A 20,910-nucleotide genomic window follows, 5' to 3' on the forward strand; every position below is an offset into this window, starting at 1 on the left:
TGTAGACAAAGGAGTGCGTCATGAGGGCACGTGGATTCGAGCATGAACATGGGCGTGGTCACGGGCGTGGCCCGTACGGACCCGAGGGGCGCCCCGGCGGTTTCGAGGGGCACCGGGCGGCATTCGGGCCGTTCGGGCCGCCGTTCGGCGGCGGGCCCTTCGGGGGCGGGCGGGGCCGGGGTGGCGGCCGGGGAAGGGCGCGGCGCGGTGATGTGCGCGCCTCGATCCTGGCGCTGCTCAAGGACCGGCCGATGCACGGGTACGAGATGATCCAGGAGATCGGCGAGCGCAGCGGAGGGGCCTGGCGGCCCAGCCCCGGCTCGGTGTACCCGACCCTTCAGCTGCTGGAGGACGAGGGGCTGATCACCAGCGCGAGCGAGGGCGGCAAGAAGCTGTTCACGCTCACCGACACCGGTCGCACCGAGGCCGAGACCGGGTCCGAGGCGCCCTGGGAAGAGGCCGGACGCGGTGTCGACTGGGAGAGCATGAACGAGGTCAGGCAGGCCGGGTTCGGTCTGATGGAGGCGTTCGGCCAGGTCTGGAAGACCGGTTCGGCCGATCAGCGCGACAAGGCGGTCGCCGTCATCAACGAGGCCCGCAAGAAGCTGTACCTCATCCTCGCCGACGAGCACTGAGCCCCGCCGTGGGCCGGTGCGGACGGAGCCCGGTGGCCTGCGCCGCCGGGCTCCACGCCGTCTACGCGTCCGTCGTGACGGGCCAGATCCGCGCGGCGTCGAAGCGGTCGGAGGCGCGGGGGTGCGGTCCGTCGTCGTGGCAGTGGAACGCGCACCAGAACAGATCCGCCGGCAGGGCGTCCAGTGGCGCGTGGACCTGGTAGACGTACTCGCGCCCGTCGAGCGCCGGCAGGGACACCAGCCAGCTCACCCGGCCCCCTCCCGCCGCACCGCGAACAACCCGCTCCGTCCTGTGGGACGTGTACGGGCGGGGGCTCGGTTGCCCCGTCCCGCGGAGTGCCGCACGCGTCAGGTGTCACCGGGGTGACGCTCCTGACCGCAGCTGTCATGATGTGCCGATGCACGCGTCTCAGGGGAGAAGCGCCGGCCTGGGACTCGCCCTCGCCTCGGCCTTCGCGTTCGGCGGTTCCGGAGTGGCGGCCAAGCCGCTGATCGAGGCGGGGCTCGACCCGCTCCACGTGGTCTGGCTGCGGGTGGCGGGCGCCGCGCTCGTCATGCTGCCGGTGGCCTGGCGCCACCGGGCGCTGGTGCGCCGCCGGCCCGTGCTCCTGCTCGGCTTCGGACTGCTCGCCGTCGCGGGCGTGCAAGCCTGCTACTTCGCCGCCATCTCCCGGATCCCGGTGGGCGTCGCGCTCCTCGTGGAATACCTCGCCCCGGCGCTCGTCCTCGGCTGGGTGCGCTTCGTGCAGCGGCGGCCGGTCACGCGGGCGGCGGCGCTCGGGGTCGTTCTCGCGGTCGGCGGCCTCGCCTGCGTGGTCGAGGTGTGGGCCGGACTCGGCTTCGACGCGGTCGGGCTGGTCCTCGCGCTCGGCGCGGCCTGCTGCCAGGTCGGCTACTTCATCCTTTCCGACCAGGGCGGCGGGCAGGCGTCACCGGGCGGGGCCGAACCCCCGCACCCGGTCGGCGTCATCGCGTACGGGCTGCTGATCGGCGCCCTCGTGCTCACCGTGATCGCCCGCCCCTGGGACATGGACCGGTCGGTGCTCGGCGGCGACGCGGTCATGGACGGTGCCCGGGTCCCGGCCTGGCTGCTGCTCGTCTGGATCGTGCTCCTGGCCACCGTCCTCGCGTACGTCACCGGGGTGATCTCCGTACGCCTGCTCTCCCCGGCCGTCGCGGGCGTCGTCGCCTGCCTCGAAGCGGTCATCGCCACCGTCCTCGCCTGGGTCCTCCTCGGTGAGCACCTGGCCGCGCCGCAGCTCATCGGCGGCGCGCTCGTCCTGGCCGGCGCGCTCATCGCGCAGTCGGCCACGCCCCGGCCGCCCTCCGGGCCGGTGGCCTCGGGGGCGGGAGCGCCGGAGGCTGTCGGGGATCGCTCCGACGCCCGGCTCTAGGGCAGGTACGCCGGTACGCCGATCGACGGGTCCAGGTCGTCCGCCGGGACCGGGGTGCCGTAGGCCGGGACGACGGGGACGACGCCGGACCAGTACGGCAGGCCGAGGTCCCGGGGGTCGTCGTTCGGGCCGCCCGTGCGGATCTTGGCGGAGACCTCCCGCAGCTCCAGCCGGACGACGGCGGTGGCGGCCAGTTCCTTGGCGTCGGCGGGCCGCGAGTCCTTCGAGCGCCCCGCCACCACCTGGTCCAGGATCGCGTCCAGGGCGATGCGCCGCTCCTCCGGATCGGTCACGGTGTACGCGGTGCCGTGGACGACCACCGACCGGTAGTTGAGCGAGTGGTGGAAGGCCGCACGGGCCAGCACCAGGCCGTCGACATGGGTCACCGTCAGGCACACGGGCAGCCCCTCGTCGCCGCTCCCGGCCGCCCGCAGTGGCCGCGAGCCGGTCGAGCCGTGCACGTACAGGCGCTCGCCGACCCGGCCGAAGAGCGTCGGCAGCACGACCGGAGCGCCGTCGCGCACGAAGCCGAGGTGGCAGAGGTAGGCGGCGTCGAGTATCGAGTGGACCGTCTCCCGGTCGTAGGCGGCGCGGTCCCGCGACCGGGTGGGGATGCTGCGGTCCGTCGGCTCGTAGCCGGATGAATGGTCCGGGGACGTGGTCTGCTGGGGAGCGGTCTCCGGCATTGCGGACTCCATTGCACTAGTGCATACTGTTGTTTGTGCTAGGAGAGTATCGGATCAGTGGGCGGCGTGCACAGGAAATCGCCGCCAGCGTCGAACGCGGGGTCGCTTCGGGCGAGCTGCCGCCGGGTCATGTGCTGCCTCCCATGCGGGAGCTGGCGGCCCGGCTGGAGGTGAACCCGAACACCGTCGCGGCGGCCTACCGCACCCTGCGCGAGCGCGGGGTGATCGAGACCGCCGGGCGCCGGGGCAGCCGGATCAGGCCGCGCCCCGCGAGCACCGCGCGCGGTTCGATGCGGGTCGAGGCGCCGCCCGGGGTGCGGGACCTGGGCGACGGCAGCCCCGACCCGGCGCTGCTCCCGCGCCTCGGCGAGGCGTTCGCGGCGGTCGCCGAGGCGTACGCGCACGAGCCCGGGCTGTACGGCGAGGCCGCCGTGGACCCGGAGTTCGCCGCGCTCGCGCGCGCCGCGATGGACGCCGACGGGGTGCCCGCCGGACCGGTGGCCGCCGCCTCCGGTTCGCTGGACGCGATCGAGCGGGTGCTCTCCGCCCACCTCAGGCCGGGCGACCGGGTCGCGGTCGAGGACCCCGGCTGGGGCGGACTCCTGGACCTGGTGCCCGCGCTCGGCATGCGGCCCGTGCCGATGGCGCTGGACGAGGACGGGCCGTTGCCGGACGCGCTCGAGGCGGCGCTCCAGGCCGGTGCGCGGGCCGTCGTGATCACGGACCGGGCGCAGAACCCGACCGGGGCCACGGTCTCCGAGGACCGGGCGGGGCGGCTGCGGGCCGTCCTCGCCCGGCACCCGGACGTCCTCCTCGTCGAGGACGACCACGGCCACGCCATCGTGGACCAGCCGCTGCACCCGCTGGCCGGGGCCACGGGCCGGTGGGCGTTCGTCCGCTCGGTGGCCAAGGCGTACGGGCCGGACCTGCGGGTCGCGGTGCTGACCGGGGACGCGGTCACGGTCGACCGGGTGGCCGGCCGCCAGCGGCTCGGGCCCGGCTGGGTCAGCCGGCTGCTGCAGCGGACCGTGGTGCACCTGTGGAACACCGGCGCCGTGGACTCGCGCGCGGTGGCCCGGTCCTACGCCCGCCGCCGGGACGCCCTCGTCCGGGCGCTGACGGAGCGGGGCGTGGCGGCCTACGGGCGCAGCGGGATGAACGTGTGGGTGCCGGTGAGCGACGAGACGGGGGCGGTGGCCCGGCTGTTGCAGGCGGGCTGGGCGGTGGCGCCCGGGGCCCGGTTCCGTATCGCCGCGCCCCAGGCGGTCCGGATCACCGTCTCCCCGCTCACCGACGCCGACATCGCGCCGCTGGCCGACGCGGTGGCGCGGGCGGCGGGGCCGGCGAGGCCGCTGAGCTACGGATGAGGTTCCGGATCCCGGCGTCGAGGGTGAGGCCCCCGGCGGTGCGGATGAGGCCCCGGCGGTGCGGATGAGGCCCCGGTCCCTCAGGCGCGCCGTCGGCTCTGGGTGAGCGCGGCTCCGGCCAGGACGACGAGCGCGCCGACGGGGGTGTTCCAGCTCAGCTGCTCGCCGAGCACGGCCACGCCCGCCGCCGTGGCGATGACCGGGATGAAGTAGGTGACCATCTGCGCGGTGGTCGGTCCGACCTCGTTGACCAGGCCGTACTGGAGCAGCACCGCCAGCCCCGTGCCCAGCGCCCCGAGCGCGACGACGGCCAGCGTGGGCAGGACCGGGAAGCCGCCCGGGACGGTGGTGAACAGCGGGGTGACGACCGCGAGCTGTACGGTGCCCAGGAAGAGCTGGCCGCCGGTGAGCGCGAGGGTCGACGCGCCGCTGCCGGCCAGCGTCCGGCGGACGTAGATCCAGCCGACCGGGTAGCTCAGCGAGGCCAGGAGCGCCATCGCGGTGCCGCTGAAGTCCAGCCCGGAGAAGCCCTGCCAGGCGCCCAGCACCGTCAGGACGCCGACGAAGCCGAGGCCGAGACCGGCGACGCGGCGGCGGGTCGGCCGGTCCTCCGAGAGGGCGACGAGCGACAGCGCCATGCCCCACAGTGGCGAGGTCGCGTTGCAGATGCCCGCCAGCGTCGACGGGATGGACAGCTCGGCGTAGGCGAACAGGGAGAACGGCAGGGCGTTCAGGAAGAAGGCCGCCACCGCCAGATGGCCCCACGTCCGGGCGGACCGCGGCAGCCGCTCCCGCTTCACCGCCATGACCACCGCCAGGACCGCCGTGCCCGACAGGAGCCGCCCCAGGGTCACCTGGAACGGGGCGTACGCGTCGGTCCCCACCTTGATCAGGAGGAAGCTGAAGCCCCAGATCAGCGAGAGCGCCGCGAAGCGCAGCCGCCAGTCCAGGGCCGGCCGCCCGGTGGGGGCGTCCGGCGGCTCGGGAAGTACGGCAGGGCACGGCTCGGGGGTGGCTCTCGGTGCGGTCGGGGCGCTCATGGTGACCACGATCGCCGCCTCCACCTCGTAGCACAAGTGAGATTTTGTACGTTGCTTCACGTAGCATCGCTTACATGTTGAACCTGGAGCGCCTGCGTACCCTGGACGCCCTGGCCAGGCTCGGTTCGGTCAGCGGCGCCGCCGAGGGGCTGCACGTCACGACCTCGGCCGTCTCGCAGCAGATGGCGAAGCTGGAGCGCGAGGTCGGCCAGCAGCTCCTCGCCAGGAACGGGCGCGGGGTGCGGCTCACCGACGCGGGCCGGCTGCTCGCCGACCACGCGGCCCGCATCCTCTCGCAGGTCGAGCTGGCGCAGTCCGACATCGAGGCCCAGCGCGGTGAGGTCGTGGGGGAGATCCGGCTCGGCGCGTTCCCCACGGCCGCGCGCGGCCTCTTCCCCTCGACGCTGCTCGCCCTCCGCACCGGCCACCCCGAACTGCGGGTGCGCACCCTGGAACTGGAGCCCGAGGCCGGCATCCGGGCGGTGCTCCGGGGTGACATCGATCTCGCGGTGGTCCTGGACTGGAGCAACAAGCGGCTCCCTGTGCCCGGCGGGCTGACCCGGGCGGAACTGCTGGACGACGCCCCGGACATCGCGATGCCGGCGAGCCATCCGCTCGCCGGGCGGCCCGAAGTGGACCTGGAGGACTTCGCGGACGACGACTGGGTGTCCTGGCCCGAGGGCGAATTCTGCTACGACTGGCTGATGTTCACGCTCCGCTCCAAGGGCATCGAACCGCGCATCGCCCACCTCGCGGGTGAACACCACACCCAACTCGCGCTGATCGCCGCGGGGATGGGCGTGTGCGTGGCGCCCCGGCTGGGGCGGGGACCCGTGCCCGACGGGGTACGGCTGGTGCCGGTGCGCCAGCGGATGCGCCGCCATGTCCACGCGGTGTGGCGGACGGACGCGGACCGGCGGCCCTCGGTCCGCGCGGCGGTCGCGGCGCTGCGCGAGGCGGGGCGGGAGCTGGACGACCCCCTGGGGTGAGCCGGAGACGACCCCGCGGGAGGGGCCGGACAGCCCCTGGGGTGAGCCGGACGACCCCGTGAGGTGAAGGGGCGCGCCGTCAGACCCGCAGCGCGTTCCGCAGGAAGTCCCGCTCCAGCCGCAGCAGCCCGCTCGCCGTGCGGTCCCGGCCCACCAGGTGACCGGCCCCGGACAGCGGCAGGACCGTGTGCGGGCGGCCCGCGGCGAGCAGGGCCGAGGACAGGCGCAGGGTGTGTGCCACGCAGACGTTGTCGTCGCCGAGCCCGTGCACCAGCATCAGCGGCCGGGTCAGCGACGCGGCCTCCGCCAGCAGGGAACTGCGGTCGTAGTTCTCCGGCATCACGTCCGGGTGACCCAGGAAGCGCTCCTCCCAGTGGGTGTCGTAGAGCCGCCGGTCCGCCGGGGCCGCGCCCGCCACCGCCGCGTGGAAGACCTCCGGGTGCCGGAGCACCGCCGCCGCCGCGAGATACCCGCTGAACGACCAGCCGCGCATCGCCACCCGGGCCAGGTCCAGCTCGGGGCGGTCGGCGGCCACCGCGTGCAGGGCGTCGATCTGGTCCTCCAGCACGGCCGTCAGCCGGTCGCCGTGCACCGCCTTCTCCCACGCATCGCCGCGCCCCGGCGTGCCCCGCCCGTCCGTCACGAGGACCGCGAACCCCTGCTCCGCGAACCACTGGGCCACCGCCGTCCACCACGCCCGCACCTTCAGCACGACCTGCATGCCGTGACCGGCGTACGGGCTCAGCAGCACCGGCAGCGGTCCGTCGCCGGGCCGGTGCCAGGACGGCAGGTAGAGGCGGCTGCGCAACTCGCGCGCGCCCGGACTCAGGGCCAGGGGGCGCGGGGTGACGAGCGGTTCCTCGGCCAGGACGGCGATCCGCCCCGTCGCCGCGCCGTGCCGCAGCACGGTCACCGTATGGCCGTCCGGCGTCCGGCTGTCGAGGACCACCACCGGGCCCCCGACGGCGGCGGTGTGCACCCCGGGCGCGTCGGACACCCGGGCGAGGCCCCCGGCCGTGCCGTAGGACCAGACGTGGACCTCGGTGGGCTCGTCGCCGCCCGTGAAGTACACCCGTCCGTCCGCCGTGCCGAGCACCTCGCGCACCTCCAGGCCCGGAGGCGTCGGGGTGCCGCCGATGTCCAGGCCCTGGGTGTCGCCGCCGGGATGCGCGGGGACGACGAGCGCGCCGGACGGCAGGCGCAGCGGAGTGCCCGGGCGCAGGGCGACCCAGGCGGGATCGTGGGCGCGGTGCAGGGTCCTGGTGGCGCCGGTCGCCTCGTCCACCGCCAGCACGTGCACGGAGCGCTGGTCCCTGCTCTGCACGGCAACCAGAGGGCCCCGGTCGTCCCAGTCCGCCGCCACCACGTACTCGAATGCCCGGTCCGTCCAGGCGGCTTCGGGATGCCCGTCGCCCGCCGCGCCGGGGAGCCGGACGGCGGTGTGCTCCCCGGACAGCCGCACGAGGTGCAGTGAGACCTTCGCGTTGGGGGTCCCGGCGGCCGGGTACGCCATCTCGCGGGGCGGGCGCTCGGGGTGCGCGGGGTCGGTGAGGTAGCGGCGCCGGACGCCGGTGGTGTCGGTGCGGGCGACCAGGAGGGCGTCGCCACGGGGGGACCACCAGTAGCCGCGCGTACGGCCGATGGACTCCTGCGAGACGTGGTCGGACAGGCCGTACGTGACGTGCGCGCCGTCCGGTCCCGCGAGCGCGCGGTCCCCGGTGCCGTCCGCCCGTACCGTACGCAGTGCGCCGCCGGAGACGTACGCGATCAGCGAGCCGTCCGGGGAGGGGCGGGGATCGACGGCGGGGCCGGACGTCGGCAGGCGGCGGGGCGCGGAGCCGTCGGTGCGGACGGTCCGGAGTGTGCCCGCGAGGGCGAAGGCCGCCAGGCGCACCGAGGCGTCGGTGGCGTACGAGACCACTCCGGAGGAGGTCTCGTGGGCGCGTTCCCGCCGGGCCCGCTCCTCCGGCGGGACCTCCCCGGGGGAGTCCTCCGCGAAGCCCGGCGCGAGCGGGTCGGCGAGCAGCCGTTCCGTGCCGTCCTCGTACAGCCAGAGCCGGCTCACCGGGTCGGTGCCCGACGTGCCCCGGACGAACAGGACGCGCTCACCGTCCGGGGAGACGGTGAACTGCCGGGGCACACCCAGCGAGAAGCGCCGGGTGCGGGCGAACTGGCCGGGGAAGCAGGGGAAGGGGTCGGCCGCGCGGCTGTCGGTGGTGTCCGTCATCCCGACACCATGACAGGCGGCGCGGCCGGCGGGCCGTCCGGGGCCGCCCGGGCCCCGGACGGCCGCGATCAGTGCGCGGAGGGCGCTGCGGGCTGGGACGCCGCCGCGGTCTCCTCCGCCAGGCGCTCCATGCCGCTCTGGGTGCGCAGCGGCTTCTCCTTGATGAAGAGCACCGCGACGAGCGCCAGGAACGCGAAGGGGGCGCCGATCAGGAAGACGTCGGCGGTGGCGACGCCGTACGCGTTCTCCACGATGACGCGCGCCGGCTCCGGCAGCTTGCTGAGCTCGGGGACACCGCCGCCGGTGCCGCCGCCGGCCGCCCCGCCGAAGCCCTTCTCCAGCTCCTGGGCCACCCGGTGGCCGAGGACCGCGCCCAGCGCGCTCGTACCGATGGCGCCGCCGAGGCTGCGGAAGAACGACAGGACCGAGGTGGCCGCACCGAGTTCGGAGGCGGGCACGTCGTTCTGGGCGGCCAGCACGAGGTTCTGCATCAGCATGCCGACGCCGACGCCGAGGACCACCATGTAGACGCTGAGCAGGCCGAACGAGGAGTCGGCGCCGATCGTGGAGAGCAGCCCCATGCCCGCGGTCATGATGACGCCGCCCGCGATGAGGAAGCCCTTCCACTTGCCCCGGGCGGAGATGATCTGCCCGGCCACGGTGGTCGAGATCATCAGGCCGAGGATCATCGGCAGGCTCATCAGGCCCGCGGTCGTCGGGGACTTGCCCAGCGAGATCTGGAAGTACTGCGAGAGGAACACCGTGCCGCCGAACATGGCGACACCGACCAGCAGGCTCGCCAGCGTCGTCAGTGCCACGGTGCGGTTGCGGAAGATGCCCAGCGGGATGATCGGTTCCGCCACCCGGGACTCGACCCACACCGCGGCGGCCAGCAGGACCACACCGGCGGAGACGAGCGCGGCCGTCTGCCAGGACGCCCAGTCGAAGCGGTTGCCCGCGAGGGTCACCCACAGCAGCAGCGAGCTGACCCCGCTCATGATGAGGACGGCTCCGACGTAGTCGATCTTGACCTCGCGGCGGATCGTGGGCAGCTTGAGCGTGAGCTGCAGCAGCACGATCGCGAGCAGCGCGAAGGGCACGCCGATGAAGAAGCACCAGCGCCAGCCCAGCCACGAGGTGTCCACGAGGACCCCGCCGATCAGCGGACCCGCGACCGTGCCCACGGCGAAGACGGCACCGAAGATGCCGGAGTAGCGGCCGAGTTCACGCGGCGGGATGATCGCCGCCATCACGACCTGGGCGAGGGCGGTGAGACCGCCCGCGCCGATGCCCTGGACGACACGGCTGACGATGAGCAGCCCGACGCTGTGCGAGAAGCCGGCGACGAGCGAGCCGACGACGAACATCGACAGCGAGAGCTGGATGAGCAGCTTCTTGTCGTACAGGTCCGAGAGCTTGCCCCAGATCGGGACGGTCGCCGTCATGGCGAGGAGTTCGGCCGTGACCACCCAGGTGTACGAGGACTGGGTGCCGTGCAGGTCGGCGATGATCCGGGGCAGGGCGTTGGACACGACCGTGGAGGCCAGGATGGCGACGAACATGCCGGCCATCAGGCCCGACATGGCCTGGAGTATCTGGCGGCGCGTCATGCCTGACGCGACCCCCTCGGTCGTACCGGCGGTGCCGGCTTCGGGTGTGACGGCAGCGGTCATCGGCTGACGTTCCTCATTCTCTGGTGACTGGCTCCGCGCCCAGTGGCGCGGCGCGGAGGGTGGTGCGGTGGGTGACGAGCGGGTAGGCGGGGTGCGCCGGGCGGCTCAGCCCTTCAGACCGGCGGCCAGTGAGGCGAACGCCTCGCGGTACAGGCTCTGGAAGGTACGGGTACGGCCCGTGGCCACCCAGACCTCGACCGCGGCGCGCACCGCGGCCAGGGCCACGTGTGCGAGGAGCCGGGGGTGGAGGTCGGTCTCGGGGTCCTGGCCGAGGCGTTCGGCGACGACGGCGACCATGGCGTTCTCGTCGGCGCCCCGGGCGGCCAGGAAGTTGGGGAGGAGGGCCGGGCTCTTCTTCAGCACCTCCAGCTGGAGCTCCCAGCGCTCGTGGTCCTCCTCGATGGAGGCGAGCTCCTGGGCGATGGCCTCGCTGAGGGCTTCGAGCGCGGTCAGGTGCCCGGGGGCGCCGAGTACGGCCCGGCGGGTCCGCTCGGCGTTCTCCTGGACGGGGCGCGTGATCGCGTCCTCCAGGCACGGGAAGTAGTTGAAGAACGTGCGCACGGAGACCCCGACGGCGTCCGTGACCGCTTCCACGGTCACGTGCTCGAAGCCGCGTTCGGCGGCCATGCGCAGGGCCACGCCCGCCAGGGCGTCACGCGTGGCGCGCTTCTTGCGTTCACGCAGCCCGAGGGGCGGGTCGTCGCTCATGAAGGTGCATGCTATGCAATTTTGCAGGCCGGGCAAAATTTTAGGCGAGGGGGGCAGGTGTGCGCGGGGGGCGGGTGTGCGGGAATCGATGGCCTGTGGGTCGGTCCCGGTGACAGGCGGTCCCGGTGACCCCACCTCATGACTTCACCGGTCTGCTGCGGCTCGTCGACGAGCGGTCCGCGGCCTTCCGCGCCGCGATGGCCTCCGCGCCCGGCTTCGACGCCCCCGTGCCGGGCTGCCCCGGCTGGAATCCGTACGACCTCGCCCGGCACCTGGGCGGTGGTGACCGCTACTGGGCCGCCATCGTCAAGGCCGGCCCCGCCGCCGCCCCGCCCGCCGAGGCCCTGGCCGCCCGCGCCGCCCTCGTCGCGTCGTCCGACTCCGCCGTCGCGCCGGCGAGCAGCGGGACGAACTACCGCCGTGCGTCTGCGGATGCGCCGACCGGAAGCCGCTGTTCGACGGCACCGGCCTCAACGCCTTCGGCGAGGTCTTCATCGACGAGCCCCGGGTGAGGGCTGACAACTGCTCTCCGCCGTGGACCGGCAGAAGTCCACCGGCACCGCCCCATGGACGTTGTTATCGCTCACCTGAGGGGTCCTTGATGCTGCTGCAAGACCTTGACAAAGGGTTGAGGCAACTTGAGTGAGCGCTCACAATGCTAGGTGTGTATCAGTCCGAGAGAACTCCTCCGACCTCCTCCACGGCCCTCTTCGCCGGAGGCCCACCCGTCTGCCGCCCCGACGCGTACTCCGGGCAGCGGTGGACCTTCGGCTTCCCCGGCGGGATCGTGGCGGAGGTGCACACGCGTGGTGCCCGCCTCCACGGCCTCTGGGTGCCGGACCGGAACGGCGACATGGCCGACGTCGTCCTGGCGCCCGCCGACCCGGCCCAGACAGCCACCGCCGCCCGGTACTTCGGCGCCACCGTAGGCCGCTACGCCAATCGCATCGCACACGGCCGGTTCACCCTGGACGGCACGCCCCACCGGCTGACGACGCAGGAGAACGGCCACTGCCTGCACGGCGGGACGGACGGGTTCGACAACCGGCTCTGGGAAGCCGAAAGCGTGCACACCCCCGAGCGGACCGGGGTGCTCCTGCACCTCCGCAGCCCCGACGGCGACCAGGGCTTCCCCGGGAACCTCGACGTCACGGTCGGCGTGCTCGCCGGCAGGGACGGCGACCTCACCTTCTCCTACGCGGCGGTCACCGACGCCGCCACCCCGGTCAGCCTGACCAACCACGCCTACTTCAACCTCGATGGCGAGGGCGCCGGCGGCATCCTCGGCCACGAACTGTCCATCGCGGCCACCCACTTCACGCCCGTCGGCCCGGACCTCATCCCCCGTGGCGCCCATCTCCCCGTCACCGGAACACCCTTCGACCTGCGCCGGCCGCGCGTGATCGGCGAGGCACTGGCGTGCCCCGCTCAGCAACTCGCGGAGACGGGAGGCGGGTTCGACCACAACTTCGTACTGAAGGCACGCCGGGACGACGCGCCGCGCACCGCCGCCGTCCTGTACGCCCCGGCCACGGGCCGGTCCCTGGAGGTGCTGACCACCGAACCCGGCCTGCAGGTCTACACCGGGGGACAGCTCGACGGAACCGTCGTCGGCAAGGGCGGTGCGCGCTACCGGGCGGGCGCCGGCATCGCGCTGGAGACCCAGCACTTCCCCGACTCGCCCAACCGCCCCGGCGACCCGTCCACCGTGCTGCGGCCCGGTGACGCGTACCGGTCGAGAACGGTCCTGCGGTTCGGCACCAGGGGCTGAGGGGACGCGGCTGTGCCCGCCGGTTCACCGAACCGGCGGGCACAGCCGCGTCAGGGGCGGGTCAGGCGCCCGCCCTCCGCTTGTTCCACACGTCGAAGCCGACCGCCGCGAGCAGCACCAGGCCCTTGATGACCTGCTGCCAGTCGGTGCCGACCCCGACCAGGTTCATGCCGTTGTTGAGCACACCGAGGACCAGGCCCCCGATGATGGCCCCCAGGACGGTGCCGACACCGCCGCTCATCGACGCCCCGCCGATGAACGCGGCCGCGATGGCCTCCAGTTCGAAGTTCACCCCCGCCTTCGGCGAGGCCGCGTTGAAGCGCGCCGCGAAGACCAGGCCGGCCAGCGCGGCGAGCATCCCCATGTTGAGGAAGACCGCGAAGGTCACCTTCCGGTCCTTGACCCCGGACAGCTTCGCGGCGGGCAGGTTGCCGCCGATCGCGTACACATGGCGCCCGATGACCGCGTTGCGCATCACGTAGCCGAAGCCGACCAGCAGCACCGCCAGGATCAGCAGCACCACCGGCGCGCCCTTGTAGCTCGCCAGCAGCAGGGTCGTGACCAGTACGGCGGCGACCAGCGCCGTCACCTTGAGCGCGAACAGGCCCGTCGGCAGGGTCTCCAACGTGAACTCGCGCTGCCGCCGCCGGTCCCGCAGCTCCTGGAACACCACGTACGCCGCCAGACCCAGGCCCAGCAGCAGCGTGATGTTGTGGTAGTTCGTCTCCGGACCCGCCTCGGGCAGGAAGCCGTTGGCGACCCGCTGCATGCCCTCCGGGAACGGGCCGAGCGTCTGGCCCTTGAGGAAGATCTCCGTCAGCCCCCGGAACAGCAGCATGCCCGCGAGCGTCACGATGAACGACGGGATGCCGACGTACGCGATGAAGAAGCCCTGCAGCGCCCCGGCGACGGCCCCGAGCAGCAGGGTGAGGACCACGGCGACGGGCCAGGCCAGATGGTGCTCGACCATGAGCACCGCTCCGACGCCTCCGACCAGCGCCATCAGGGAACCCACCGACAGGTCGATGTGCCCGGCGATGATGACGATCATCATGCCGATGGCCAGGATCAGGATGTAGCTGTTCTGGAGCACCAGGTTGGAGACGTTGCGCGGAAGCAGCAGGTCGCCCCCCGTCCAGACCTGGAACAGGAGCACGATCAGACCGAGCGCGAAGAGCATGCCGTACTGGCGCATGTTGCGCCGTATGCCGTCCAGGAGCACCCGGACGACCGGGACTCCCGTCAGCGGTGAACCGCCCCCGCCCGACGGTGGTGTGGCTTTCTTGTGGATGCTGACGTCGGTGCTCATGCGTGGTGTCCTTCGGGTGGTACGGGGGTGTCCTGGGTCATGTGCCGCATCAGCACTTCCTGGGTGGCGTCCTCGCGGGCGACCTCACCGGTCAGCCGGCCGGCGGCCATGGTGTACACGCGGTCGCACATGCCGAGCAGTTCGGGCAGCTCGGAGGAGATGAAGAGGATCGCCTTGCCCTCGGCGGCGAGCCGGTCGATCACGGTGTAGATCTCGAACTTGGCGCCCACGTCCACGCCGCGTGTGGGCTCGTCCAGGATGAGGACGTCCGGACCGGTGAGGATCCACTTGCTGAGGACGACCTTCTGCTGGTTGCCGCCGGAGAGCCGGCCGACCGGTTCCAGGACGTTCGGCGTCTTGATGTTCATGGTCCGGCGGTACCGCTCGGCCACCTTGCGTTCCTCGTGGCCGTCCACCACACCCCGGCGGGCGAGGGAGCCGAGCGAGGCGAGCGAGATGTTGCGGCCCACCGAGTCCCCGAGGTCGAGGCCGTAGTGCTTGCGGTCCTCGGTGACGTACGCGATGCCGTGGCCGACCGCCTCGGGCACCGTACGGGTACGCACCTCGCGGCCGTCCCTGAGGACGGAGCCCCGCTCGTAGTGCCCGTACGAGCGCCCGAAGACGCTCATCGCGAGCTCGGTCCGGCCGGCGCCCATGAGCCCGGCGATGCCCACGATCTCGCCGCGCCGGACCTGGAGCGACACCCCGTCGACCACCTTGCGGGCCCGGTCGAGCGGGTGGCGCACCGTCCAGTCCCGGACCTCCAGCGCGGGCCGGGCGTCGGTCTCGCCGGTGTACGGGGTGCGGTCGGGGAAGCGGCTGTCGAGGTCCCGGCCCACCATGCCGCGGATGATGCGTTCCTCGGTGGTGGCCGGGTCGTTGACGTCCAGGGTCTCGATGGACCGCCCGTCGCGCAGGATGGTGACCGAGTCGGCGATCCGGGCGATCTCGTTCAGCTTGTGCGAGATGATGATCGAGGTGATGCCCTGGTCCTTCAGCTCCCGCATCAGCCGCAGCAGCTTCGCGCTGTCCTCGTCGTTCAGCGCGGCGGTGGGCTCGTCCAGGATCAGCAGCCGGACGTCCTTCGCCAGCGCCTTCGCGATCTCCACCAACTGCTGCTTGCCGACGCCGATGTCGGAGACGCGGGTCTCCGGATGGTCGTCCAGACCGACCCGCTTGAGCAGCGCGGACGCGCGGCGCAGCGACTCGCGCCAGTCGATGATCCCGCGCCGGGCCGGTTCGTTGCCCAGGAACACGTTCTCGGCGATCGACAGATGCGGGACGAGTGCGAGTTCCTGGTGGATGATGACGATCCCGCGCTGCTCGCTGGCCCGGATGTCCCTGAACCGGCACGGTTCGCCGTCGAGGAGGATCTCGCCCTCGTAGGAGCCGTGCGGGTGGACGCCGGAGAGCACCTTCATGAGCGTCGACTTGCCGGCACCGTTCTCGCCGCACAGGGCGTGCACCTCGCCGCGCCGCACGGACAGGGTCACCTCGGAGAGCGCCCTGACACCGGGGAACGTCTTGACGATGGACCGCATTTCGAGAACGGGGCCGGGTGCGGCGGGTGCCTCGGGTGCGGCGGGGCTCACCCGAGCTCCTTGGCGTCGATGTAGCCGGAGTCGACCAGGACCTTCCGGTAGTTCGTCTTGTCGACGCTGACCGGGTCCAGCAGGAAGGCGGGCACGACCTTCTTGCCGTTGTCGTACGTGGACTCGTCGTTGACCTCGGGCTTTTTGCCGTTCAGGACCGCGGTCACCATGTCCGCCGCGACCTGGGCCAGGGCGCGGGTGTCCTTGTAGACGGTCTGGGTCTGCTGGCCCGCGATGATCGACTTCACGGACGCGACCTCCGCGTCCTGACCCGTGACGACCGGCAGCGGCTTGGACTTGCTCCCGTAGTCGTCGGACTTCAGGGCGGACAGGATGCCGATGGAGATGCCGTCGTACGGGGAGAGCACCGCGTCGACGTGGGCGGAGGAGTACGCGGAGGTCAGCAGGTCGTCCATGCGCTTCTGCGCGGTCCCGCCGTCCCAGCGCAGCGTGGTGACCTGGTTGAGCCGGGTCTGCTTGGACCGCACGACCAGCTGCTTCTTGTCGAAGTACGGCTTCAGCACCTTCATGGCGCCGTTGAAGAAGTACTTGGTGTTGTTGTCGTCGTTGGACCCGGCGAACAGCTCGATGTTGAACGGGCCCTTCTTCGCGCCGCTCTTCAGCCCGAGCTTGTCGACGATGTACGTGGCCTGGAGCTCGCCGACCTTCTCGTTGTCGAAGGAGGCGTAGTAGTCGACGTGCGGAGAGCCCAGGATGAGCCGGTCGTACGAGATCACGGGGATGTCGGCGTCCGCGGCCTGCTGGAGGACGTTGGACAGGGCCTCGCCGTTGATGGCGGCCACGACGAGCGCGTCGACGCCCTGCGTGATCATGTTCTCGATCTGGGCGACCTGCTGGTCGGGGTCGTCCTCCCCGTACTGGAGCGTGGTGGCGAACCCGGCCTTCTTCAGGCTCGCGGTCATGTTCTTGCCGTCGGCGATCCACCGCTCGGAGGACTTGGTCGGCATGGCGATGCCGATGGTGACGTCCTTCTTGTCCTTCTTCTCCTGGCTTCCTCCCGCGCTGTCCTGCCCGCAGGCGGTGAGGAGCAGGGCGCAGCCGGTGGTCACTGCCACGAGGGCGGACGCGGCTCGGAAGTTTTTCATGGGCATGACCTGACAATCCCGTCGTCGCGGCGGCCTGGGTGAAGCTCGATTGTTAGCGCTCGCATCAGGGGGGTGCAAGGGTCCCCACGTCTTTTCTTGCGCCGAGGTGCGGCCGTAACCGGAGGAAAGGGAGGTAATCGTGGCGCATCCCGCAGGTTCGGCGTGGGGGTTGCGCTACGCGCAGGGATGAGTGTGGTCGCCGGGGCGGACGGGAACGACAAAAGTGCACGCAGCCCTTGCTCCTACCGGTTGTGAGCGCTAACAATCAACGGGGGCCCATGCCGCCCCTCCACCCCGGACGAGAGAGACCGCATCGTGACGCCACACGCCTATTCCGATCCCGTCGAACGTCACCACCCCGACGCCTGCACGGTCGGTGTGGACTTCGGCACCCTTTCCGGGCGTGCCGTGGTGGTCAGGGTGCGGGACGGTGCCGAGCTGGGCTCGGCGGTCCACGACTACCGCCACGCCGTCATCGAGGAGTGCCTCCCGCTCAGCGGCGTGCCGCTGCCGCCCGACTGGGCGTTGCAGCATCCTGAGGACTGGCGCGACGTGTTGCGTACCGCCGTCCCGGCGGCGGTTGCGGCTGCCGGTGTCGACCCGGCCCGGGTCATCGGTATCGCGACCGACTTCACCGCCTGTACGGTTTTGCCGGCCACCGCGGAGGGCGTTCCGCTCGCTCTGCTGCCCGAGTGGGCCGGGCGGCCGCACGCCTGGCCGAAGTTGTGGAAGCATCATGCGGCCCAGGGGCAGGCGGACCGCATCAACGCCCTCGCGCACGAGCGGGGCGAGAAGTGGATCAGCCGGTACGGGGGCAGGATCTCCTCCGAGTGGCAGTTCGCGAAGGCGCTGCAGGTGCTGGAGGAGGATCCCGGGGTCTATGCGGCCTGTGCCCGCTGGATCGAGGCGGCCGACTGGATCGTCTGGCAGCTGACCGGCGCCGAGTCGCGCAACACGTGCACGGCCGGCTACAAGGGCATCCACCAGGACGGGGCCTACCCCTCGTCCGGGTTCCTCGCCCGGCTCCACCCGGAATTCGCGGACTTCCCGGCGACCCGGCTGGAGCACCCGCTGTCGGCGCTGGGCTCACGCGTCGGCGGCCTGAGCGGGCGCGCCGCCGCCTGGACCGGGCTGCCCGAGGGCATCGCCGTGGCCGCGGGCAACGTCGACGCGCATGTCGCCGCCCCCGCCGCCGGGGCCGTCGAGAACGGCCGGCTGCTCGCCATCATGGGCACCTCCACCTGCCACGTGCTCAACGGCGCCACCCTCGCCGACGTCCCCGGTATCTGCGGGGTGGTCGAGGGCGGGATCGTGGAGGGCGCCTACGGCTACGAGGCCGGGCAGAGCGCGGTGGGCGACATCTTCGCCTGGTGGCTCCGGCAGGGCGTGCCGGAGGACTACCGCAGCGAGGCGAGGGACGCGGGGGAGGACCTGCACCAGCTCCTGACCCGCAAGGCCGCGGGACAGCCGGTCGGGGCGCACGGGCTGGTCGCTCTGGACTGGATGAACGGCAACCGTTCCACCCTGGTCGATCACCACCTCTCCGGTGTCGTCGCGGGGCTCACCCTCGACACCCGCCCCGAGGACGTCTACCTCGCCCTGCTCGAATCCACCGCGTACGGGACCCGGGTGATCGTGGAGGCGTTCGAGGCCGGCGGGATTCCCGTGGAGGAGTTCATCGTCACCGGCGGGCTCAGGAAGAACGCCCTCCTCATGCAGATCTACGCCGATGTCCTGCGCCGCCCCGTCTCCCTCGGCACCTCCGAGCAGGGGCCCGCCCTCGGCTCCGCCATCCACGCCGCCGTGGCCGCGGGTGGGCACCCCGACGTCCGGAGCGCCGCCGCCGCGATGGGGAGCGTCCAGCGGCACGCGTACATCCCCGACCCGGGCCGGGCGGACGCCTACGACGCGCTGTTCGCCGAGTACCGCGTCCTGCACGACCACTTCGGCACCGGCACGGACCTGCTCCTGCACCGGCTGCGCAGGATCCGCAACGCCGCGCGTACCGCGACGGCCGGCTGACCGGCACCCCCGCCGCCCGCCCGGGACCGCCAGGCCCGGACCTTTCTTCCCCGCACAACCGAGGAGCACACCCGACATGACGCTCGCCCAGCCCGACCGCGAGATCTGGTTTCTCACCGGCAGCCAGTCCCTCTACGGCGAGGAGACCCTGGCCCAGGTCGCCGACCAGTCACGGGTCATCCGCGACACCCTCGCCGGCCAGCCGCAGATGACGGTGCGCGTGGTCTGGAAGCCCGTCCTCACCGACGCGGCCGCCATCCGCAGGGTCTGTCTCGACGCGAACGCCGACGACCGGTGCATCGGCCTCATCGCCTGGATGCACACCTTCTCCCCGGCCAAGATGTGGATCGCCGGCCTCGACGCGCTGCGCAAACCGCTGCTGCACCTGCACACCCAGGCCAACCGCCGACTGCCCTGGTCCACCATCGACATGGACTTCATGAACCTGAACCAGGCCGCCCACGGCGACCGCGAGTTCGGCTTCGTGCAGACCCGCCTCGGCGTCCCCCGCAAGACCGTCGCCGGCCACGTCACCACCCCCGAGGTCGTCGACCGCATCGCCGGCTGGGCACGCGCCGCCGTGGGCCGCGCCGAACTCGCCGGCCTCAGGCTCGCCCGCTTCGGCGACAACATGCGCGACGTCGCCGTCACCGAGGGCGACAAGGTCGAGGCCCAGCTCCGCTTCGGCGTCTCGGTCAACACCTACGGCGTCAACGACCTCGTCACCGCCGTCGACGCCGCCGACGAGGACACCGTCACCACGCTCGTCAAGGAGTACCAGGACCTCTACACCCTCGCCCCCGAACTGCGCCCCGGCGGCGAGCGCCACGACTCCCTGCGCTACGCCGCCCGCATCGAGGCCGGTCTGCGCGCCTTCCTCACCGAGGGCGGCTTCCACGCCTTCACCACGAACTTCGAGGACCTCGGCGGCCTGCGCCAGCTGCCCGGGCTCGCCGTCCAGCGCCTGATGGCCGACGGCTACGGCTTCGGCGGCGAGGGCGACTGGAAGACCTCCGTCCTGCTGCGCACGCTCAAGGCCATGGCGCACGGGCTGCCCGGCGGCACCTCCTTCATGGAGGACTACACCTACGACCTCACACCCGGCCAGGAACTCATCCTCGGCGCCCACATGCTGGAGGTCTGCCCCTCGCTCACCACGGCGACCCCCAGCTGCGAGATCCACCCGCTCTCCATCGGCGGCCGGGAGGACCCCGTCCGGCTCGTCTTCGACGCCGCCCCCGGCCCCGCCGTGGTCGTCGGCCTCGCGGACATGGGCGACCGCTTCCGGCTCGTCGCCAACCACATCGACGTCGTCACCCCGCCCGAGCCACTGCCCAAGCTGCCCGTCGCCCGCGCCGTCTGGCGGCCCAGCCCCGACCTGCGCACCTCCACCGAGGCATGGCTGACGGCCGGAGCACCGCACCACACCGTCCTCACCACCGCACTCGGCGGCGAGGAACTGGAAGACCTCGCCGAGATGCTGCGCACCGAACTCGCCGTCATCGACCGGGACACCACCATCCGGAGCTTCACCCGCGAACTGCGCTGGAACCAGGCGTACCACCGGCTGGCCCAGAGCCTGTGACCGCCACCGACACCACCACCAGGACGGAGCCCTCCGTGACCGGGACCGTATCGAAAGAGCTGCGCCGGGAAGTACTCGAAGCCAACCTCCGCATCCCCCGGGCCGGGCTCGCCACCCTCACCTGGGGCAATGTGAGCGGTGTGGACCGGGAGGCCGGTGTCTTCGTCATCAAGCCGTCCGGGGTCTCCTACGACGCGCTGGGCGCCGACGACCTCGTCGTCGTCTCCCTCGCCGACGGAAGCGTCGTGGAGGGCCGGCTGCGCCCGTCCACCGACACCGAGACCCACCGCAGCCTCTACCTGGCGTTCCCCTCGATCGGCGGGGTGACCCACACCCACTCCACCCACGCGGTCGCCTTCGCCCAGGCCAGGCGCCCGATCCCGGTGCTCGGCACCACCCACGCCGACACCTTCGACGGGCCCGTCCCCGTCACCGCCGCGCTGACGCCCGAGCAGTGCGCCGAGGACTACGAGTACAACACCGGGCAGGTCATCGTGGACCTCCTGGAGCGCGACGACCCCCGGGCCGCGGCGGTGCCCGGCGCCCTGGTCGCCCACCACGGCCCGTTCACCTGGGGCGCCGACGCGACCAAGTCCCTGGAGCACGCCATCATCTGCGAGGCGGTCGCCGAGATGGCCCTGCACACCATCGCCCTGGGCGCGGTGGAGCCCCCGCAGCACCTGCTGGACCGCCACTTCACCCGTAAACACGGCCCCGGCGCCTACTACGGCAACCCCGGAGCCGCGTGACCCCACCGCACACCACGCCCGCCAGGGCCCCGCACACGGTGTGCGGGGCCCTGGCGC

General features: G+C 72.5%; 18 protein-coding genes. 9 read left to right on the plus strand and 9 right to left on the minus strand.

The annotated features are described in order from the left end of the window. Window positions 1-20 precede the first annotated feature (20 nt). Entirely contained in the window at window positions 21-635 is a 615-nt protein-coding gene (locus ACLQ2N_RS31790; RefSeq protein ID WP_425818500.1) for a PadR family transcriptional regulator, read from the plus strand. 61 nt (window positions 636-696) lie between these two features. On the opposite strand, the gene ACLQ2N_RS31795 is transcribed toward ACLQ2N_RS31790, so the two are convergent. Next, window positions 697-885 carry a hypothetical protein gene (locus ACLQ2N_RS31795; protein WP_425818502.1) on the minus strand — a complete coding sequence of 63 codons (189 nt, stop codon included), beginning with the start codon at window positions 883-885 and terminating at the stop codon, window positions 697-699. A gap of 148 nt (window positions 886-1,033) precedes the next feature. Here ACLQ2N_RS31795 and ACLQ2N_RS31800 point away from each other — a divergent pair, with 148 nt between their 5' ends. Next, the gene (locus ACLQ2N_RS31800) at window positions 1,034-2,029 is read left to right on the plus strand and encodes an EamA family transporter (RefSeq protein WP_425818504.1); all 996 of its coding nucleotides are present in this window, start codon (window positions 1,034-1,036) and stop codon (window positions 2,027-2,029) included. On the opposite strand, the gene ACLQ2N_RS31805 is transcribed toward ACLQ2N_RS31800, so the two are convergent. After that, window positions 2,026-2,715: a pyridoxamine 5'-phosphate oxidase family protein gene (locus ACLQ2N_RS31805; protein ID WP_425818506.1), complete on the minus strand. Its 690-nt coding sequence runs from the start codon at window positions 2,713-2,715 to the stop codon at window positions 2,026-2,028. The two genes, ACLQ2N_RS31800 and ACLQ2N_RS31805, sit on opposite strands and share 4 nt — an antisense overlap. A 35-nt stretch (window positions 2,716-2,750) precedes the next feature. On the opposite strand from ACLQ2N_RS31805, the gene ACLQ2N_RS31810 reads away from it, so the two are divergent. Then, complete coding sequence (locus ACLQ2N_RS31810; RefSeq protein WP_425818508.1) at window positions 2,751-4,082, plus strand: aminotransferase class I/II-fold pyridoxal phosphate-dependent enzyme; 1,332 nt, start codon at window positions 2,751-2,753, stop codon at window positions 4,080-4,082. Window positions 4,083-4,162: 80 nt separating this feature from the next. On the opposite strand, the gene ACLQ2N_RS31815 is transcribed toward ACLQ2N_RS31810, so the two are convergent. Beyond that, on the minus strand, window positions 4,163-5,158 hold the full coding sequence (locus tag ACLQ2N_RS31815) for a DMT family transporter (RefSeq protein WP_425818510.1): 996 nt from the start codon (window positions 5,156-5,158) through the stop codon (window positions 4,163-4,165). Between the two features lie 38 nt (window positions 5,159-5,196). Between ACLQ2N_RS31815 and ACLQ2N_RS31820 the strand changes: the two genes are divergently transcribed. After that, window positions 5,197-6,111: a LysR family transcriptional regulator gene (locus ACLQ2N_RS31820; protein ID WP_425818512.1), complete on the plus strand. Its 915-nt coding sequence runs from the start codon at window positions 5,197-5,199 to the stop codon at window positions 6,109-6,111. 79 nt (window positions 6,112-6,190) lie between these two features. On the opposite strand, the gene ACLQ2N_RS31825 is transcribed toward ACLQ2N_RS31820, so the two are convergent. From ACLQ2N_RS31825 to ACLQ2N_RS31835, 3 genes are all read right to left on the minus strand, one after another. Continuing rightward, window positions 6,191-8,338: a prolyl oligopeptidase family serine peptidase gene (locus tag ACLQ2N_RS31825; protein WP_425818514.1), complete on the minus strand. Its 2,148-nt coding sequence runs from the start codon at window positions 8,336-8,338 to the stop codon at window positions 6,191-6,193. A gap of 68 nt (window positions 8,339-8,406) precedes the next feature. Continuing rightward, complete coding sequence (locus tag ACLQ2N_RS31830; RefSeq protein WP_425818516.1) at window positions 8,407-10,011, minus strand: MDR family MFS transporter; 1,605 nt, start codon at window positions 10,009-10,011, stop codon at window positions 8,407-8,409. Window positions 10,012-10,116: 105 nt separating this feature from the next. Continuing rightward, on the minus strand, window positions 10,117-10,719 hold the full coding sequence (locus ACLQ2N_RS31835) for a TetR family transcriptional regulator (protein WP_425818518.1): 603 nt from the start codon (window positions 10,717-10,719) through the stop codon (window positions 10,117-10,119). A gap of 125 nt (window positions 10,720-10,844) precedes the next feature. Between ACLQ2N_RS31835 and ACLQ2N_RS31840 the strand changes: the two genes are divergently transcribed. Beyond that, window positions 10,845-11,231 (plus strand): maleylpyruvate isomerase N-terminal domain-containing protein, encoded by a 387-nt coding sequence (locus tag ACLQ2N_RS31840; RefSeq protein WP_425818520.1) that lies wholly within the window; start codon window positions 10,845-10,847, stop codon window positions 11,229-11,231. A gap of 152 nt (window positions 11,232-11,383) precedes the next feature. Further along, on the plus strand, window positions 11,384-12,490 hold the full coding sequence (locus ACLQ2N_RS31845) for an aldose epimerase family protein (protein ID WP_425818522.1): 1,107 nt from the start codon (window positions 11,384-11,386) through the stop codon (window positions 12,488-12,490). A 61-nt stretch (window positions 12,491-12,551) separates the two neighbouring features. Here ACLQ2N_RS31845 and mmsB read toward each other — a convergent pair whose 3' ends face one another. From mmsB to chvE, 3 genes are read right to left on the minus strand one after another with little or no spacing between them, the layout of a single operon-like run. Next, window positions 12,552-13,799, minus strand: a complete 1,248-nt coding sequence (mmsB, locus tag ACLQ2N_RS31850) for a multiple monosaccharide ABC transporter permease (protein WP_425818524.1) — start codon at window positions 13,797-13,799, stop codon at window positions 12,552-12,554. Beyond that, a complete protein-coding gene (mmsA, locus tag ACLQ2N_RS31855) occupies window positions 13,796-15,340 on the minus strand; it encodes a multiple monosaccharide ABC transporter ATP-binding protein (RefSeq protein ID WP_425818733.1) in 1,545 nt (514 codons plus the stop codon). Before mmsA ends, mmsB begins: the two co-directional genes overlap by 4 nt. 47 nt (window positions 15,341-15,387) lie before the next feature. Next, a complete protein-coding gene (gene chvE, locus ACLQ2N_RS31860; RefSeq protein ID WP_425818526.1) occupies window positions 15,388-16,497 on the minus strand; it encodes a multiple monosaccharide ABC transporter substrate-binding protein in 1,110 nt (369 codons plus the stop codon). Window positions 16,498-16,812: 315 nt separating this feature from the next. Between chvE and araB the strand changes: the two genes are divergently transcribed. The 3 genes from araB to araD all read left to right on the plus strand — a co-directional run bounded on the left by araB (window position 16,813) and on the right by araD (window position 20,853). Then, a complete protein-coding gene (araB, locus tag ACLQ2N_RS31865) occupies window positions 16,813-18,519 on the plus strand; it encodes a ribulokinase (RefSeq protein ID WP_425818528.1) in 1,707 nt (568 codons plus the stop codon). A 76-nt stretch (window positions 18,520-18,595) separates the two neighbouring features. After that, a complete protein-coding gene (araA, locus tag ACLQ2N_RS31870; protein ID WP_425818530.1) occupies window positions 18,596-20,104 on the plus strand; it encodes an L-arabinose isomerase in 1,509 nt (502 codons plus the stop codon). Between the two features lie 35 nt (window positions 20,105-20,139). Further along, entirely contained in the window at window positions 20,140-20,853 is a 714-nt protein-coding gene (araD, locus tag ACLQ2N_RS31875; RefSeq protein WP_425818532.1) for an L-ribulose-5-phosphate 4-epimerase AraD, read from the plus strand. The last annotated feature ends 57 nt before the right edge of the window (window positions 20,854-20,910 follow it).

The organism is Streptomyces sp. DT224 (assembly GCF_049844595.1).
Classification (GTDB): Bacteria; Actinomycetota; Actinomycetes; order Streptomycetales; family Streptomycetaceae; genus Streptomyces.